This is a genomic window from Micromonospora haikouensis (assembly GCF_000876225.1).
GTDB classification, from domain to species: domain Bacteria; phylum Actinomycetota; class Actinomycetes; order Mycobacteriales; family Micromonosporaceae; genus Micromonospora; species Micromonospora haikouensis.
On sequence record NZ_JXSX01000001.1, the window covers coordinates 2094211 to 2111165 of the forward strand.

At 74.7% G+C, this 16955-nt stretch carries 7 protein-coding genes and 1 pseudogene; 5 read left to right on the forward strand and 3 right to left on the reverse strand.

The genetic code is table 11. From position 1 onward, the window contains the following. Nucleotides 1-62: 62 nt before the first annotated feature. Genes TK50_RS32095 through TK50_RS32100 form a run of 3 tightly spaced genes read left to right on the forward strand, consistent with a single transcriptional unit; the run spans nucleotide 63 to nucleotide 7287 of the window. Entirely contained in the window at nucleotides 63-1343 is a 1281-nt protein-coding gene (locus tag TK50_RS32095) for a hypothetical protein (RefSeq protein WP_052503673.1), read from the forward strand. Continuing rightward, nucleotides 1340-3322: a caspase family protein gene (locus TK50_RS09280; protein ID WP_043962370.1), complete on the forward strand. Its 1983-nt coding sequence runs from the start codon at nucleotides 1340-1342 to the stop codon at nucleotides 3320-3322. Before TK50_RS32095 ends, TK50_RS09280 begins: the two co-directional genes overlap by 4 nt. After that, a complete protein-coding gene (locus TK50_RS32100; protein ID WP_052503674.1) occupies nucleotides 3319-7287 on the forward strand; it encodes a CHAT domain-containing protein in 3969 nt (1322 codons plus the stop codon). The genes TK50_RS09280 and TK50_RS32100 overlap by 4 nt, the downstream gene beginning before the upstream one ends. A gap of 45 nt (nucleotides 7288-7332) precedes the next feature. Here TK50_RS32100 and TK50_RS09290 read toward each other — a convergent pair whose 3' ends face one another. Next, complete coding sequence (locus tag TK50_RS09290; protein ID WP_043962371.1) at nucleotides 7333-8958, reverse strand: phytoene desaturase family protein; 1626 nt, start codon at nucleotides 8956-8958, stop codon at nucleotides 7333-7335. 11 nt (nucleotides 8959-8969) lie between these two features. After that, nucleotides 8970-9728: a TetR/AcrR family transcriptional regulator gene (locus tag TK50_RS09295; RefSeq protein ID WP_043962373.1), complete on the reverse strand. Its 759-nt coding sequence runs from the start codon at nucleotides 9726-9728 to the stop codon at nucleotides 8970-8972. Between the two features lie 110 nt (nucleotides 9729-9838). On the opposite strand from TK50_RS09295, the gene TK50_RS09300 reads away from it, so the two are divergent. Both TK50_RS09300 and TK50_RS09305 read left to right on the forward strand, forming a co-directional pair. Further along, entirely contained in the window at nucleotides 9839-12079 is a 2241-nt protein-coding gene (locus TK50_RS09300; protein ID WP_043962374.1) for an MMPL family transporter, read from the forward strand. Nucleotides 12080-12145: 66 nt separating this feature from the next. Next, the gene (locus tag TK50_RS09305; protein ID WP_043962375.1) at nucleotides 12146-13330 is read left to right on the forward strand and encodes an alkaline phosphatase PhoX; all 1185 of its coding nucleotides are present in this window, start codon (nucleotides 12146-12148) and stop codon (nucleotides 13328-13330) included. A 1698-nt stretch (nucleotides 13331-15028) separates the two neighbouring features. Here the strand turns inward: TK50_RS09305 and TK50_RS35690 are convergent. Further along, nucleotides 15029-16564: pseudogene (locus TK50_RS35690) on the reverse strand (hypothetical protein); the annotation flags it as partial. Nucleotides 16565-16955: the final 391 nt, after the last annotated feature.

Sequence of the window (16955 nt, forward strand, 5' to 3'; positions counted from 1 at the left end):
CACACTGCACTGGAGAACGCTGGGGCGCGGCCGCGCGGGCGACGCCGGACGGGGGCCTCCCGGTGTTGATCGACCCGCCGCTGCGCCCGGCCGACGTACTGGCACGGGCGCCGCTGTGCCCCGGCGGGTCCCGCGACGGCGTACCCGACGTCGGCGTCGATCCGGGTGCGGTCAGCCTGGGCCGCCCCCTGGTCTTCCCGGTGCCGGCCGACGAGCTGCCCGCTCCCCTGCGGCTCCGGGCGCGGGCCACCGAGCAGCGGTACTACGGTGTGCTCTTCGCCTTCGACCTGGACCCGCTGCCGGACGGGGGCCGGCACACCTCGGTCCGGTTCGAGGTCACCCTCACCGACGAGGCCGCCCGTGCCGTTCGGCTCGACGCCGACGGCGGCGCCCTCGGGTTGACCTTCGACGCCGACCCGCCCCGGGCGGCCACCGTCGCCGCCGACCGGGCGGCCACCGCCGCCGGTGCCCGTCCCGGCTGGCTCACCCGGCTGGCCCCCCGGGCGGGAAGGCCCCGCGCCTGGTCGTTCGGTGCCCAGCGCCACCGCTTCGGGTGGAACTACGAGGGCACCGGGCTGCCCCTGGCCTACGGCATGCATGCCCTGATCGAGGTGCCCGCCGCCACCACCGTGCTCACCGGCCGGCTCGGCGTACGGGTCCAGGTCCGGCCGGGCCGGCGACACCCCGGCGGCGTTCGCCTGGCCACCGTGCGCGAAGCGGTGCCGTTCCACGAGGAGCTGCCCGACCGGGCCGAACCCACCGCCGCAGCGGTCCGGCTCTGCCTTGCCGCCGACGTGGCGGGCTACAGCCGGCGTCGCCACCATCTGGCCGAACGCACCCAGTCCTGGCTGGTCCGGGCGTTGGCCGACGCGCGCCGCGCGGCCGGCGTCGACGAGGCGGCGGTGGCCGTGCAACCGCAGGGCGACGGTGAGTTCTGCGTGTTGCCGGTCGGCGTCGACGAGTCGACCGTCATCCCCCGGCTCGTCGGCGGTCTCGCGGCGGCGCTGCGGCGCACCAACGACGGCCTGCGCCAGGCGGAGCGGATGCGCCTGCGGGTCGCGTTGCACCGTGGCCTGATGAAGCCGGCGGACGGCGGGTGGGTCGGTGACGCGGCGATCGCGGTGCACCGCATCCTGGACAGCCCGCCCCTGCGGGCCGCCCTGACCGACAATCCGCAGGTCGACTTCGTCCTGGGCGTGCCGGACGTGCTCTACCAGGACGTCATCCGGCACTCGCGGGTGCCCCCACTGCCGGACCGGTTCACGCCGGTCACCATCGACCTGCCGGAGAAGCGGTTCGTCGAGCACGGCTGGCTGCACGTGCCCCACGGGGAGGGCGGGTGAACGGGCGGCTCTTCGCGCTGTTGGTCGGCATCGACCGGTACCGGGCGGTCACCCCGTTGCAGGGCTGCGGCAACGACGTGGCGCAGGCGGCGGAGTTCCTCCGGGGCCGCGTCCCGGCGCAGCGGGGCCCGGCGATCGAGGTGCTGCTGCACGAGCAGGCCACCCGCGAGGCGGTGGTCGACGGGCTGCGTACGCATCTCGGCCAGGCCGGGCCGGGCGACACCGCGCTGTTCTGGTTCAGTGGGCACGGCTCCCGGGCGGCGGTACCGCCCCAGCTGTGGCACCTCGAGCCGGGCGAGAAGCTGCAGACGCTGCTCTGCCACGACAGCCGCCACGGCGGCGTCCCCGACCTGTACGACAAGGAACTCCTGCTCCTGCTCGGCGCGGTCGCCGCCACAGGCTGCCACGTGGTGGCGGTGGTGGACAGTTGCCACTCGCACGGGGCCACCCGCAACCCGCAGCGGTCCGTCGCGGACCTGCCCACCGCGCCCGCGGTGGAGGCGCTCCTGCCGCAGCTGCGGCAGGCCGCCGCCCGCCCACCGGTCGAGTACGTCTCGCTCGCCGCCTGCCGGTCGTTCGAGACGGCGACCGAGGACTGGCTCGACGGCCGGTGGCACGGACTGTTCAGCTGGGGGCTGCTCGCTGCGATGCGCCGGCTCGGCCCGGCGGCGACCTACCGGGAGTTGCTCACCGCCGCCCGGTGCGAGGTGGAACAGTACTCGTCCCGGCAGGTGCCGCAGTTGGATCCGGTGACGCCGGGCATCGCCGACCAGCCGTTCCTCGGCGGCCGGGTCCGTCCACCGGCCACGGGGATGTGGCTGCGCCGGTCCCGCCACGAGTGGCGGATCGACGCAGGCTCGTGCCACGGCCTGTCGACCGGTGCCGACGGCGACGACACCCGCGTGGCCGTCGCCGGCACAAAGAACGAGGCGCGGATCCTGCGGGTGGGGGCGAATCACAGCGTCGTGGCCCCGATCGGTTGGGAGCCGGACGAGGACACGCAGTACCCGGTGGTGCTCAGCCGGGTGCCGATCCCGCAGGTCACCGTCGCCGTCGAGGGTGACCATCACCCCACGGTCGAGCTGGTGCTGACGGCGCTGGGCACGGCCGGTCCCACCGGCGGTCCGTCGCCGTACGTCCGACCGGTCCCCGGTGCGGCCTCCGCAGAGGGGCCCCAGCTGCGGCTGCGAGCCGACCAGCCGGGCCGGGTCGGCATCCGGGACCGGGACGACGCCCCGATCTGTCCCGACGCCACCGACGTGTCCGGCGACGGAGCCCGGCGGTTGGTCGCCACGGTGGAACACCTGGCCCGGGTGCGCCGGGTCCGGGCGCTGACGAACCCGGTGTCCGGGCTGGCCGGGGCGGTGTCCCTGCAACTCGTCGAGGCCCGCGCGACGGAGGTGACCGCTCCGGCGCACCGGCCGGCGCTGCTGCCCGGCCCGGACGGCGCGATCCACCTGCGCTACCGCCGCGACCGGGGCCGGTGGGTCGCGCCGACGGTCTTCGTCCGGCTGCACAACCACAGCTCCCGGCAGCTCTACTTCGTCCTGCTGAACGTCACCGAGGGCCATCGGGTGCACACCGGCCTCTTCCCCGGCGACCACGTCGCGCCGCGGTGGGCCGCCGCCGCCCTGCACGGTCGCCCGGTGGAGCTGCGGCTCCCCGACGACCAGCCGGTCACCCCGGGTGCCCGCACCCGCGACTGGCTGATCCTGCTCGCCGCCGAGGAGGAGTTCAGCTCGGCGGCGTTCGAGCTGCCGGCCCTGTCCGGGGCGGGGTCGGGCCGGGGCCGGGTGCCGCGCGGGGTGACCGGGCTGCTCGGTCGACTGGGCCTGGCGGCGGCGCACCGCGACGCCGGGGCCGTCGACGGCCCCGCGAGCGACTGGTTCACCCTGACCCTGCCGATCGTGACCGAGGTCCCCGGCAGCGCCACGGTGCCCGCCGGCGGTGTCGACGACGGGCAGGCCGTGGCGACGTGACCGGCCCGCACGACCCCGACCAGCCGCCGCCGGACGAGTGGATCGACCTGCTGCTGCGGCACCAGGAGAACCCACCGCCGGACGCGGATCCGGCCGGGCTGGCGGGGCTGATCGGCGAGGCGTTCCTGCAGCGGTACGCCGACGAGCCGGACGACGCGCACCTGGCCACCGCGATCGAGCAGCTGACCCGGGCCCTGCACGGCTCTCCGCACCACGCCGACGCGGCCGGCTGGCACTACGGGCTGGGGCTGGCCCACGGTGAGCGCGCCCGGCGGGCGGTGGCAGCGGTGCTCGCCGGCTCCACCGAGCGGCCCGAGGGGCCAGCCGTGAGCCAGGACCGGGCGGTGGTTCACCTGACCGCCGCCTACCGGGGCTGGCCGTCCGACGACCCCGAGCGGGACGCCGTGGCCGTGGAGCTGCTCGACGAGGTCTGGGACCGGTTCCAGTGGCACGTCCTAGACCTCGAACCGGACTCGCCGGCCGCCCACGCCGAGGTGCACCGCATGGTGCGGGCCATGGCCGAGGTCGTCGTCGGCGACACCGACCCGCACCGGGCCCGGTACGCCCGGATGCTCGGCGGCCTGGCCCGGCTGGCCCGCTACGACTACGCCGGTGGGCGGCGTCCGGACCTGGACGAGGGCGTCGCGCAGCTCACGGCCGCCCTGGCCGCCCTGCCTCCGGAGACCCCCCGCTACGCGGTCGCCTCCGACGAACTGGTCGCCGGATACCTGGAACTCACCGGCCTCGACGAGGACCGCAACTGCCTGGACCTGGCCATCGCCGTGGGCGACCGGGCGATCCGGGCCGCGCGGCCGGGCCAACCCGGCTGGCTCAGCCTGCACCGCAGCCAGGCGTCCGGGTACGCGACCCGATGGGACCTCGACCGGGACCCGGCGGACGTCGCGGCGGCGATCCACTGCTGGCGTACGGTGCGGGCGGAGGACCCGGACCCCGCCTCGGCGGTGGCCCTGGCCGAGCTGTTGCACAGCCGCGCGGAGCTGACCGAGGAGTCCGACGGTCTCGCGGAGGCCGTCGAGCTGCTCGTCGGCGCGCTGCCGGAGGCGGCCGAGGCCGGGCCGGTCTGGCAGCGGCTGGGCGAGATCCACCTGCTGCGCTGGCAGCGGGGCCGGGAACCCGGCAGTCTGGCGGCTGCGGGCGACTGCCTGGACCGGGCGCTGCGCGGCGGCCTGCCGGCGGAGGCCGTGTTCGCCGTGCACCGGACCCGGCTCGTGGTCGCCTGGGAGACGACGAGCCACCAGGAGACGGCCGAACCGGGCTCGGTGCCGCCGGGCCTGGGCCGGCTGCGCCGAGTCGTGCAGGAGGCCACCGACGCGCTGCACGCCGCGACCGATGCCACGCCGACCGAGCGGGCCACCCTGGCCGGTCTGATCCTCTACGCGGAGTGCACTGTGATCGGCATCATGCTCGACGACGCCGACCTGCCCCACCTGCGGTCGTTGCTCGCGATCGCCAGGACCGCCGCCGCCGACCCGCCGCCGGGATTCACCGGGGCGATGGACCTCATCGAGGGCGTTCTGGACGACGCCGCCGCGAGCAGCAGCGCCGAGTCCGCCTCCGACTTCGGGGTCACCAGGTTCGCCGCCGCGCTCAACGACCGTCACCTCGACGAGCCCGCCGCCCTTCGAGGGCTGACCAGGCTGGCGCTGCTCTCCCGGGGCGCCCGGCTCGGCGACGTGCGCAGCTTCCGCGCCGGTGCCGCCCGGCTGGACGGGGCGTCCGACGCCGTGGAGGGGGAAGCCGGACGTACCGACGCCGAGTCCGAACTCGTCGAGGTCGCCTTCCACGTCATTCGGCACGGCGCCCGGCGGGATTTCGTGGCCATGCGGGAGACGATCCGCAGGGCCGACGGGCTGCGCGACCGGATCGGTCCGTCGCGCGTGGTCCGCCAGATCGTCGACCCGATGCTCGACGCCGGCCGGAGCCTCTACGCCATGAACACCCATGGCCCGCTGCCGCCCGCCGGGGCGCCGGTGCCACTGCCGGCCGGGCGGCTTTCCATCCGGACCGTGGCGACGATGGCCATGAACGCGGCGGTCCAGCTCGCCGTGGCCCGTCGGTGGGCGGACCACGAGCTGCTCCGGCGCTGGGCCGACCACCTGGCGGGGGCCGCCGACCGGCTGGAGCCGGCGGACCGGATGTCGCTCGTGCTGCTGTCCCTCGCCGCCAAGGCCGAGCTCTGGCGGGCCGCCGCGCTGCGGGAGCGGGCCGCCGCGGCCCGGGCCGCCCGGTACCTCGCCCGGGCCCGTGCCGCCGGCCCCGATTCCGCGGGATCGCTCTGGGCCGAGCTGGTCGGCGACCACGCCGAGGCGCTGCGCCGGTCCGGGGATCCGGACCGGGCGGCGGCGCGGCGGCTCGGGCTGGCCGGGCTGCGGGCCCGGGCCCGGGACGTCCTGCTCCAGTCCGGCACCGATCAGGCCCTGGAGGCGGCCCGGTCGGCCGCCGACGCCGCGACCCGGGTGATCCGGTGGTGCCTGCAGGACGAGGCCGACGACGACCTGCTCGCCGCCCTCGACGCGGGCCGGAGCCTGACCCTGCAGGCATCCGCCGCCGGCCGCACGGTCCCGGAGCTGTTGGGTCGGGCCGGCCGCACCGACCTGGCGGCGGAGTGGGAACAGTCCGGCGGCCTGGGCCGCGACCAGGTCACCGGGGACCTGCTCGGCGCGGTGGTCGCCGCCAGCGAGGTCCCGGACGATCTGCGTCCCCGGGTGCTGCGCGCGCTGGAGGACGCCGGTTACCTCGACGACCTGCTGCCTCCACTGAGGCCCGACGACGTGCGGGCCGCGCTCCGCGCCCTGGACCTCGACGCCCTGGTCTATCTGGTGCCGGCCGCCCCGGGGGTGCCGGGGCTCGCGGTCCTGGTGCCCGCCACCGGTGAGATCCTCCCGCAGGAGTTCCCCGCCCTGACCGTGGCACCCGGCGCGCCGGTGCGCCGGCTGCTGTCGGCGGCCCTGGGACCGACCGGCACCGGACCACGGGTGGCGGGACCGGTCGGCGGCGACGTGGGCGACGCCGGGGCCGACGTGGCCGCCACCCGGATCGACGACCTGTGCCGGTGGGCGTGGCGGGCGGTGCTCGGCCGGCTCGTCGACGACCTGCGGGCGCTGCGGCCCGGCCGGCCCGCCCGGGTGGCGCTGGTGCCGATGGGACTGCTCGGGCTGGTCCCCTGGCACGCCGCGTACGAGCAGACCGCGACCGGCCGGCGGTACGCCATGCGCGACCTGGTGGTCTCGTACACGCCGTCGGCCCGGATGCTCTGTGCCACGGCGGCGCGACCGTCCCGTCCCGTCCGGTCCGCCCTCGTCGTCGGGGATCCCCTCGGCGACCTGCGGTACGCCGGTGTCGAGGCCCACGCCGTGTTCGAGCGGTTCTACCCCGACGGCGACTACCTGGGGGCGGCGCATCCCGACCCGGGGCGGCGGGCCACCCGGGAGAACGTGCTGTCGTGGCTGCGTACCGCCGGGGTGGGTCCCTCGATGCTGCACTTCGCCTGTCACGGCCGGGTGGAGCCGGCCCTGCCGGCGGACGCCCACCTGGTGTTGGCCGACGGGCCGCTGCCGGCCCGGGAGCTGCTGGAGGTGTCCCGCCGGGCCGCGCTCGACCTCGGCCGGGTGTTCCTGGCAGCCTGCACCACGAATGTCGCCGGTGGCGATCACGACGAGGCGTTCAGCCTGGCCACCGCCTTCCTGGCCGCCGGCGCGCACACGGTCTTCGGGTCGCTGTGGCGGGTGCCGGACGACGGCACGTCGTTGCTCATGTACGTGGTGCACCACCTGCTGCGCCAGGGCCACGCGCCGGCCGACGCCCTGCACCGGGCCCAGCTGTGGATGCTCGACCCGGACCGGCGGCCACCGGTCGGCATGCCCCCCGAGTTGGCCGCGGCGTGCGGCGAGGCGTCGTTGGCGCAACCGGTGTCCTGGGCCGCGTTCACGCACCTCGGGTGGTGAGAGGGGAACCTCTCTCCACCGGATGCGTCAACAGGGGGTCCCTCCTTACCCCAGATCGGCGAGGATGCGGCGGGCCGCGTTGTGGCCGGCCGCCCCGATGACGCTGCCCGCCGGGTGGCAGCCGGCGCTGCCCGCGTAGACGCCGTCGACGCCGGTGGCGTACGGCATCCGGTCGGTGAAGGAGACGGTGTTGTCGACGTGGTGGATGTGCCCGCCGGTGATGCCGAAGTGCGCCTCGATGCCGGGCGGGGGCAGTGGCACGGCGTCGGCGATCAGGTCACCGGTGCCGGGCGCGTACCGCTCGCAGATGCCGATCAGCCGGTCGACGTAGCCGGGCAGGGCCGCGTCCCAGGTGCCGTCGGCGAGCGCGTAGGGCACCGACTGCACGAACAGCGCCGACGAGTGGTGCCCGGCCTCGTCCTGCAACGACGGGTCGACGGTGGTGTGCAAATACCACTCGATGGTGGGCTCGGCGGGCAGCCGCCCGGCCTGCACGTCGGCCCACATGGCGCGCAGCGCCGCCATCGGCGGCTCGCCCCCGCCGCCGACCAGCGACGCCGAGCCGGGCAGCAGGTGGATGGTGGAGCCGAACGGGCTGGGCGCGCCGGGGGGCAGGCAGGAGAAGCGGGGCAGCCCGGTCAGCGCCAGGTTGACCTTGAGGGTGGTGCCGGGCCGGCGGACGGCCGCCATCCGCGCGCCCAACTCCGCCGGGAGCGCGCCGTCGGGCAGCAGGTCCATCAGCCGGTACGGGTCGCACGCCCCGAGCACCACCCGGGCGGCCACGTGCCGGCCGTCGGCGAGGGTGACGCCGCTGGCCGCGCCGCCGTCGAGGGTGATCGCGGTGACCGGGGCGTCGGTCAGGATGGTGGCCCCGGCGGCGCGGGCCGCGTCGGCGAAGGTGCGCGAGACGGTGCCCATCCCGCCCTCGGCGATCATCCAGGTGCCGTCGGATCCGGGAAGTCTGCACATGTTGTGGACGAGGAAGTTGTGGCCGGTGCCGGGGTCGTCGGGGCCGGCGTTGAGCCCGGAGAGGCCGTCGGTGACCGCGTACATGCTGACCAGCAGCTCGGAGCGGAAGTCGAAGCGGGCCAGGTAGTCGGCGACGGAGCCGCGCACGAGGTCGACGAAGACCTGCCGCAGGGCGGGCCGGACGTGCCGCTGCGCGATCTCCTCGGCCGGCAGCGGCTCGGCCAGCCAGGCGGGGGCCAGGTCGTCGCGCAGCTGGGCCAGCTCGGCCTGCATGGCGTCGTCGGCGGCCACGTCGGCGGGGGAGAAGAACTCCGCGAGCTGCCGCCGGGTGGCGGCCGTGTCGCTGCCCATCAGCAGGTACGGCGACCCGGGGCCGCCCGGGGTGGGCAGGAAGTAGTGCGGGTCGCGGCGCAGCACGGGGATGCGCACGTCGAGCGTGGCGAGCAGCTCCGGGGGCATGAGCCCGAGCAGGTACGACCCGGTGGAGTGGCGCAGCCCGGGCACCTTCGGGAACGGGTTCTCGGTGCGGGTGGCCCCGCCGATCACCCCGGCGGCCTCCAGCACCAGCACGTCGAGGCCGGCGCGGGCCAGCAGGATCGCCGAGACCAGCCCGTTGTGCCCGGAGCCGACGATCACCACGTCGGCGCGGGTCGGCAGGTCACTCGCGTTGCTCGTCGCGGTCGTGCCGCTGTGCTCGCTCATGCTGGGGCAGCCTAGTGCCGCGCGGACCCGGCCGGGGGGCCGTCGCCGTTCCCGGTCGGCGGGCCGCCGTCGGGTGCCCCGCGCAGCTGGCCGAGCAGCGCGGCGAGTTCGGTCTCGAACAGCGCCTCGGGGGAGTCCACGGCCCAGGTGAGGTGGCCGAAGACCTCCATGGCGACCAGGCCGTAGAGCCGGGTCCAGGCCGACAGGAACGCGTACGCGACCTCGACGGGCAGCTCGCCGTGCTTGGCGGTGAGCGGGGCGAGGTGGCAGCCGAGCTGCTGTTGCAGCACGTCGGCCGGGGGGCCGGGCAGCGCCGCGCCCCGGGTCAGCGTGAGGAACGGGGCGAGGAAGACCGCCCCGAACCGCGCGCCCGGGCGCTCCGCGTCGGCGCAGGCGTCGGTGAACGCGGCGAGCCCGGGGACGGGGTTGCCGAAGATCAGGCTGAACTCGGCGGGATGGGCGACGGCCCAGTGGCGCATCGCCCGGCACATGGCCGTGAGCTGGTCGACCGGTTCCCCGCCGGCGGCGTCCCGGGCCGCCTCGACGATGCCGCGCAGCTCGTCGTAGAGGTCGCCGGCCAGCGCGCCGACGAGGGCCTCCAGGTTGGGGAAGTAGCGGTAGATGGCGGGCGCGGTCATCCCCATGTCGCGGGCGATGGCGCGCAGGGAGATCGCCTCGACCCCGCCGGTCACGAGCAGCCGGCGCGCCCCGTCCTTGATCTCGGACAGGGTGGTCGCGCGTAGCCGTTCCCGGCGGGTCGGTGCGGACATGCGTGAACCCCCTTGACTGGAGCGAACACCGTAGTCATAGTAAACGGCGTTCACTTCTGAGAGCCATGGTTACTGACCACGACCTTAAACGGTCGGTGAGGGGGAATGCGATGTTCGACTGGTGGGGGCGGGCGGTGGTGCGGGCCCGCTGGGCCGTGCTGGCCGCCGCCGTGGCGCTCATGGCGCTCGGCGCTACCTGGGGGACCGGCGTCTTCGGCCAGCTCAGCGGCGGCGGGTTCGCCGACCCGGCCAGCGAGTCCAGCCGCACGGCCGAGCGGATCACCGCCGAGTTGGGCCGGCAGGGCGCCGACGTGATCGTGCTCTGGTCCAGCGACACCGCCACCGTCGACCAGCCGGCGTTCCGCGACCCGGTCGCCGCCACCGTCGCGGCGCTGCGCCAGCGCCCCGAGATCGACAGCGTGACCACCTTCTACGACGCCCCGGCGCCCCACCTGGTGTCCACCGACCGCCGGGCCACCTACGCCCTCGTCCAGCTCGACGGCGTCGATGAGGACGCCCGCGCCGAGGCGTTCGACGCGGTGCGGCCCGCGTTCGACGCCCCCGGCCTGCGCACCGAGCTCGGCGGCGCGGTGGCCTTCCAGCGGTACGCCAACGAGCAGACCACCGAGGACATCACCCGCGCCGAGCTGCTCTCCATGCCGGTGCTGCTGGTCCTGCTCGTGCTGATCTTCGGCGGGCTGGTCGCCGCCACCACCCCGCTGCTCGTCGGCGGGCTCGCCATCCTCGGCGCGTTCGTCGCCGTCCGGCTGCTCAACATGGTCACCGACATGTCGATCTTCGCGATCAACGTGATCACCCTGATCGGCCTCGGCATGGCCGTCGACTACGCCCTGTTCGTGGTCAGCCGGTTCCGCGAGGAACTCGCCGCCGGCCGCGACACCGCCGAGGCGGTACGCCGCACCATGGCCACCGCCGGCCGCACCGTGCTCGTCTCCGGGCTCACCGTGGCCCTCGCCATGGCCAGCCTGCTGGTCTTCCCACAGCCGTTCCTGCGCTCGATGGGCCTCGGCGGGATGGCCGCCGTGCTGGTCGCCATGCTCGCGGCGCTCACCGTGCTGCCGGCCCTGCTGGCGGTGCTCGGCCGCCGGGTCGACGCGGTGCGCGTACCCGTGCCGTGGCGGCGTGGGGCGGGCCGTGGGCGGCCGGCGCACGCCGACACCAGCGGCGCCTGGGCCCGGATCGCGCGGAGCGTGATGCGCCGCCCGGTGCCCTACCTGGCCGGGGTGGCCCTGATCCTGGGGCTGCTGGCCACCCCGTTCCTGCGCGCCGAGTTCGGCGGCGTCGACGAGCGGGTGCTCCCGGCCGACGCCGGCCCCCGGGTGGTCTCCGAGCGGATCGCCGCGCAGTTCCCCGGCGGCACCATCGCCCCGATCGACGTGCTGGTCACCGGCGTGCCGGCCGACGCGGTCGGGCCGTTCGCCGACCGGATCGCGGCGGTGCCCGGGGTGACCGGCGTGCGGGTCGCCGCGACCCGGGGGGCCTCGACGCTGCTCGCCGTCGCCTACCCGGGCGAGCCGACCGGCGACGCCGCCCGGGACCTCGTCGGCGACCTGCGCGCCCTGCCCGCCCCGGACGGCGCGCGGGTGCTCGTCGGCGGCCGGCCCGGAGTCGACCGGGACCTGCTGGACAGCCTCGGCGACCGGCTGCCCTGGATGGCCCTGCTGATGGCCGGCGCGACCCTGCTGCTGCTCTTCCTCGCGTTCGGCTCGGTGGTGCTGCCGGTCAAGGCGGTGCTGATGAACCTGCTCTCCATCGGCGCGTCGTTCGGCGTGGTGGTCTGGATCTTCCAGGACGGGCACCTGTCCGGGCTGCTCGGCTTCACCTCGACCGGGTTCATCGAGCCGAGCAACGTGATTCTCATGCTCGCCGTGCTGTTCGGGCTGGCCACCGACTACGAGGTGTTCCTGCTCTCCCGGGTCCGCGAGGAGTGGGACCGCACCGGCGACAACACCGCGTCGGTGGCCGCCGGGCTGCAACGCACCGGCCGGATCATCACCGCCGCCGCCCTGCTGCTGGTCATCGTGGTCGCCGGCTTCGCCACCGGCGCGATGGCGTACATCAAGCTGATCGGGATCGGCATGATCGTGGCGATCGTGGTCGACGCGACCCTGGTCCGGGCGCTGCTGGTGCCGGCCACCATGCGCCTGCTCGGCCGCTGGAACTGGTGGGCCCCGGGCCCGCTCGGCGCGGTCTACCGCCGCTTCGGCATCCGCGAGTCGGACGACCCGGCCGGACCCGGGGCCGGCGGCGCGCCGGAACAGGCCGCGCCGGACGCGGTCGAACCGGAGCCCGCCGGGCCGGAGAGCCGTCACCCCGCGTTCATCGGGTAGTCACTGGTGTCGATGCCTCGCCGGCTCTACCGTCGGTGGGGCATCGACCCTACCGGGAGGTAACCGATGGACCGTCGTACCGTCCTGCGCGCCACCGTCGCCGGCGGGGCCGCCGCCTTCTGTGGCAGCCTCTGGGCCTCCGCCGCCCTCTCCGCGCCGGCCCTCGCCGCCGGGCCAGCCCAGCCCGGCCCCGGCCCGTACGGGGACCTGCTCGCCGCCGACGCCAACGGCATCCAACTGCCCGCCGGCTTCACCAGCCGGGTGGTCGCCCGCTCCGGGCAGCGGGTCGCCGGCACCTCCTACCTGTGGCACTGGGCCCCCGACGGCGGCGCGTGCTTCCCCGCCCCCGACGGCTGGATCTACGTCTCCAACTCCGAGATCCCGCTCGCCGGGGGCACGTCGGCCGTGCGGTTCCGCGCCGACGGCAGCATCGCCTCGGCGTACCGGATCCTCGGCGGGACCAACCTCAACTGCGCCGGCGGGGCCACCCCGTGGGGCACCTGGCTCTCCTGCGAGGAGGCGCCGCTCGGCCGGGTCATGGAAACCTGGCCCGACGGCAGCCGCGCCGCCGAGGAGCGCACCCGGATGGGCCGGTTCACCCACGAGGCCGCCGCCTGCGACCCCGACCGGGGCGTCGTCTACCTCACCGAGGACGAGGAGGACGGCTGCTTCTACCGGTTCGTCCCCGACACCTGGGGCGACCTGCGCACCGGCCGGCTCCAGGTGCTCTGCGCGCCGACCGGCCAGGTGACCGGCCCGGTGACCTGGGCCGACGTGCCCGACCGCGACGGCTTCCCCGTGCCCACCCGCCGCCAGGTCGGCGCGGCCCAGCACTTCGACGGCGGCGAGGGCTGCTGGTACGACCGGGGCACCTGCTGGTTCACCACCAAGGGCGACAACCGGGTCTGGGCGTACGACGCCGCGAACCAGCGCCTCGACCTCGCGTACGACGACTCGCTGGTGCCCGCCGGGGCGGCCCCGCTCACCGGCGTCGACAACATCACCGGCACCCGCTCCGGCGACCTGTACGTGGCCGAGGACGGCGGCAACATGGAGATCAACATGATCACCCCGACCGGCGTGGTCACCCCGTTCCTGCGCCTGCTCGGGCAGTCCGGCTCGGAGCTGACCGGCCCGGCCTTCTCCCCGGACGGCAGCCGCCTCTACTTCTCGTCGCAGCGGGGCGTCAGCGGGGCGGTCACCGGCTCCGACGGCATCACGTACGAGATCGCCGGCCCCTTCCGCCGCTGACCCCTGCCCCCTGACTCTGACCGCCGGGCCGCCGGGCCGCCGACGATTGCCCTCCGAACGGCTGCGCCACCGGATACCCGGAGGTCGCTGACGTGACCCGGCCCGCCCGCAGGTGGATCAGCCGAAGGACTTCATCGTGCTCCAGTCCGCGCCCAGCACGACCTTCACCGGGGAGCCGGCACTCGTGGCGGAGGGGTGGTAGACCCGGATCTGGCCGTCAGAGCCGTACCGGACCCAGAGGTCGGGCACCTGGTCGCCGCTGACGTCCGGGATCGCGATCACCGAGCTCATCGCCGCCTCCGTCCAGCCGGTGCCATAGGAGACGTCGCCGTCGCGCGAGTTGGCGGCCTGCTTGAGCGAGTGCAGGTCGACGCTGCCCGCTGCCGCCCCGGGCAGGCCGTGGCGGACGTACATGTTGCCGTTGTCCAGGTTGCGCCAGAGCAGGTCGGGGGTGCCGTCGACGTCGACGTCCGCCACGTTGACGATGTCCCGGCGCCCCCAGGCGGACCCCTCCATCAGGGTCGCCTCCTGGAAGCTCGCCCCGGTGTAGCCACCGAGCATCCAGAACGCCGTCCCGGCCCGCACCACCAGGTCCGGCCGTTGATCGCCGGTGACGTCACCGACGGCCTTGATCTGGGTCCAGGTGCCCGGATCCGGCGCGCCGGGCGGCAGCAGGACCCGCAGCCGGCGGTTGACGTCGAAACTGCCGTATCCGTCGCCGGGGTAGAGCCAGAATCGGCCGTCGGGGGTGCGGGCGAACAGGTCGGTGATGCCGTCGCCCGGGTAGGCGTCGTCGTACTTGGCGATCAGGGCCGCCTTGGCGGCACCCGCGTCCCACCAGTGTCCCGGCGGGTTCAGCTCGTTGCCGGTGGTGTAGGAGGCGGCGAGCCACGAGTACAACTCGCCGCCCTCGTCGCCCGCGTAGGTGCGCAGGTTGCCCGTGGCATCGACGAGGAGCAGGTCGGGCAGGTCGTCGCCGGTGACGTCGCCGGGCTTGTCGGCAGTCTCGCTGGGCGGCACGTAGAAGGTGTAGTCGGTGCGGACGCTGCGGTTGCCGACCGCGTCGAAGGCGTACACGTGCAGGGTGTTCGGTCCCGCGTGCCGGGGTGCCAGAGCGGTCACGGTGGCCTTGCCCCCCACGGCCGGCACCGTGATCGGGTTGATGCTCTCGAACGAGTAGCTGAACTGGGCGGCACCGGCCGCGCTGAACTCGACCGGGCCGGTCTGCCCGAACTTGACCGTGGACCAGGTGGTGCCGTCCGGGGTCGCCTCCAGCCACACGTCGCTGGCGACGTCGGGTGCCGGCGGCGCGGAGGCGTCGATGGTGAAGCGGCACGGTTCGGTGCCCGGCGGATAGTACGAGGACGAGGCGTTCGAGTGGTCCTCGGCGCGGACGTCCCAGGAGTAGGTGACCCCGTCCTCCAGGCTGCTGACCTGGATCGTCAGGCTGGCCTTGCCGTCACTGGAGTTGGTGACGAGGGTGCCGGTGGGCACCGTCGTGCCGGTCCGCCAGAAGCGGAAGCGCAGCCCCTTGAGGTTGCCGTCCGGGTCGATGGCCTTCGCCGACAGGGAGATCGTGGTCCGGGCGATGGTGGCGCCGCCGCCGGGGCCGGGCACGCAAGCGCCGCCGGGCGAGGTTCGGCCGTCCGTCGGCTCACCCGGGGGACGGTTGTGGACGACCTCCAGCTCGGCCGTGTTGGCCTTGAACTTGCGCCAGGTCAGCGTGTCGGACTCGCTGGTGGCGCGCATGCCGAGGGTGATGCTTCCCCAGCCCTTGGTGGCGGCCTCCTGGGCCGCGCCCAGCACGTCGAACCGGACGTACTCGTCGTCGCAGCTGCTGCCGTAGCCGTGGGCGAAGGACCGCTTCTGCTGCAGGGACTCCCAGGCCGGTTGCTTCTGCCAGGTGCTGCTGGAGGAGATGGCGCCGGTGAGCCAGAGCTGCATCTCCCGGGCCGTGCAGGACCAGGAGTGGTTGTTCAGCACCCGGAAGCCGGCCTCGCTGACCACCGTTCCCTTGATCTTGCTGTCGAAGCCCATCCGCCAGAAGGAACGCGTCGTCAGGGGAGTGTCCTCGTCATAGCCGACCCGGGCGTCGGAGGTGCCGCTGTTGAAGTTGGTGCTGTGGTAGGTGTTGGTGTTCGGGCTCTGCTTGTAGACGGTGGCCCAGGACTGCAGCCCCGTCTTGAGGGTCGGATCGAGGAAGAGCGGGAAGAGCGCCTCGGGATCGGTGAGCAGGCCAGTGGCGGCGGCGTCCAGGTGCAACCGGGCCTCGCCGGTGTCCTCACCGTCGAGTCGGGTGGGCATCGGGCCCTGACGGGAACCGGGCTCGGCGCCGCTGAGGCCGGAGAGCTGTAGCACGTCGGCGCTGGTGTCCACTGCCGTGCGCAGCGGCGTCTCGGGGGAGGTGGGTTCCCGGCCGGCGGAGTCCCAGGCGAACGGGCTGGGGATGGAGCCGATCTCCGCACCGCTGACGGGGTCGAGGATCTGTACCCCGTTGGTGGGCTGCTGGTGGCGGAAGACGGCCGTCGCGGACCGCAGCCCGTAGGTCAGGGTGTCGACGGCGTCGAGGGTGGCGGCGTTGCGGTTCTTGACGATCAGCAGTTGCCCGAACCCGCCCTCTTCGCGGGCGACGACGAGCAGGTCGACGCCGGGCAACACCTCGGGGTAGAGCGCGCGGGGCCCGTCCAGCACCGGTTCCGGCAGGAGGCCGGGCCACAGGTACGTGATCGTGTGGCCGTCGATCTGCACCTCGGCGAGGGCGGTCTCGGCGGGACTTCCGGGCTGGGCGGCCGGGGCGAGCCGCAGGGAGTTGGTGCCGCTCCCGCTCGACTGCCCGCCGCGCTTCGCCGCCGGGGGGCTACCGGCGGAGAAGCGGACCGGCACCGGCGCGTTGGCCGGCGTGACATCGAGCCCGGCGGGGGTGTTGCCGGCCCGGGCGAGGGTGGTGTCGATCGGGGCCCACTGCCCGGAGGCGGTCTTCGCGCGCTGGGGCACGGCGTGGAAGGTGGTGCGGAGCTTGCTGTCCGGGCGCGCCCAGGTGAGCGAGGTGGCGGTGGTGGCGGTGTCGACCGGCACCTCCTGACCGGTGCGCCGGGCTTCGGCCATCGCGGCCGCGTAGTCCCGGCCGGCGGTGTCAACCGGCGCGGCCTCGGTGGCCCGCTGCGGTCGGGAGGGCCGGCTGTCGTCGGCGCGTAGCCAGTACGGCAGCCCGGCCACGAGGAGCGCGACCAGCATGAAGCCCAGGGTGCAGAGCTGCCGGGTACGCGTACGCACGAAGGGGCTGAGCAGGCGAGGCACGGTCACGGCGGTCTACTCCCGTGGGGGCCGGGCGGACAGGGCGGCGGCAACGACGAGCGATCCCGTCCGGCGGAGGGCCACGGGGCAGCAAGCGCGGGCACACGATCGCACAGTGAGTGGGCATCCCGTCACACCATCGCCGTTATGAATCCGTGACCTGGCCTCTCTGGCCCTCACAAGTTACGACCGAGATCTGACCTATGTGGCTTTTGTTGGCCGAACGTAAAGGGCATGTGCCGATCAGTCGATCAAGGCGGGCTTGGATCATTTGCCAGCCTTCGTGAGTGAATGACCGGTGATGGAGATCACTGCTGCGCCGCTCTGATTA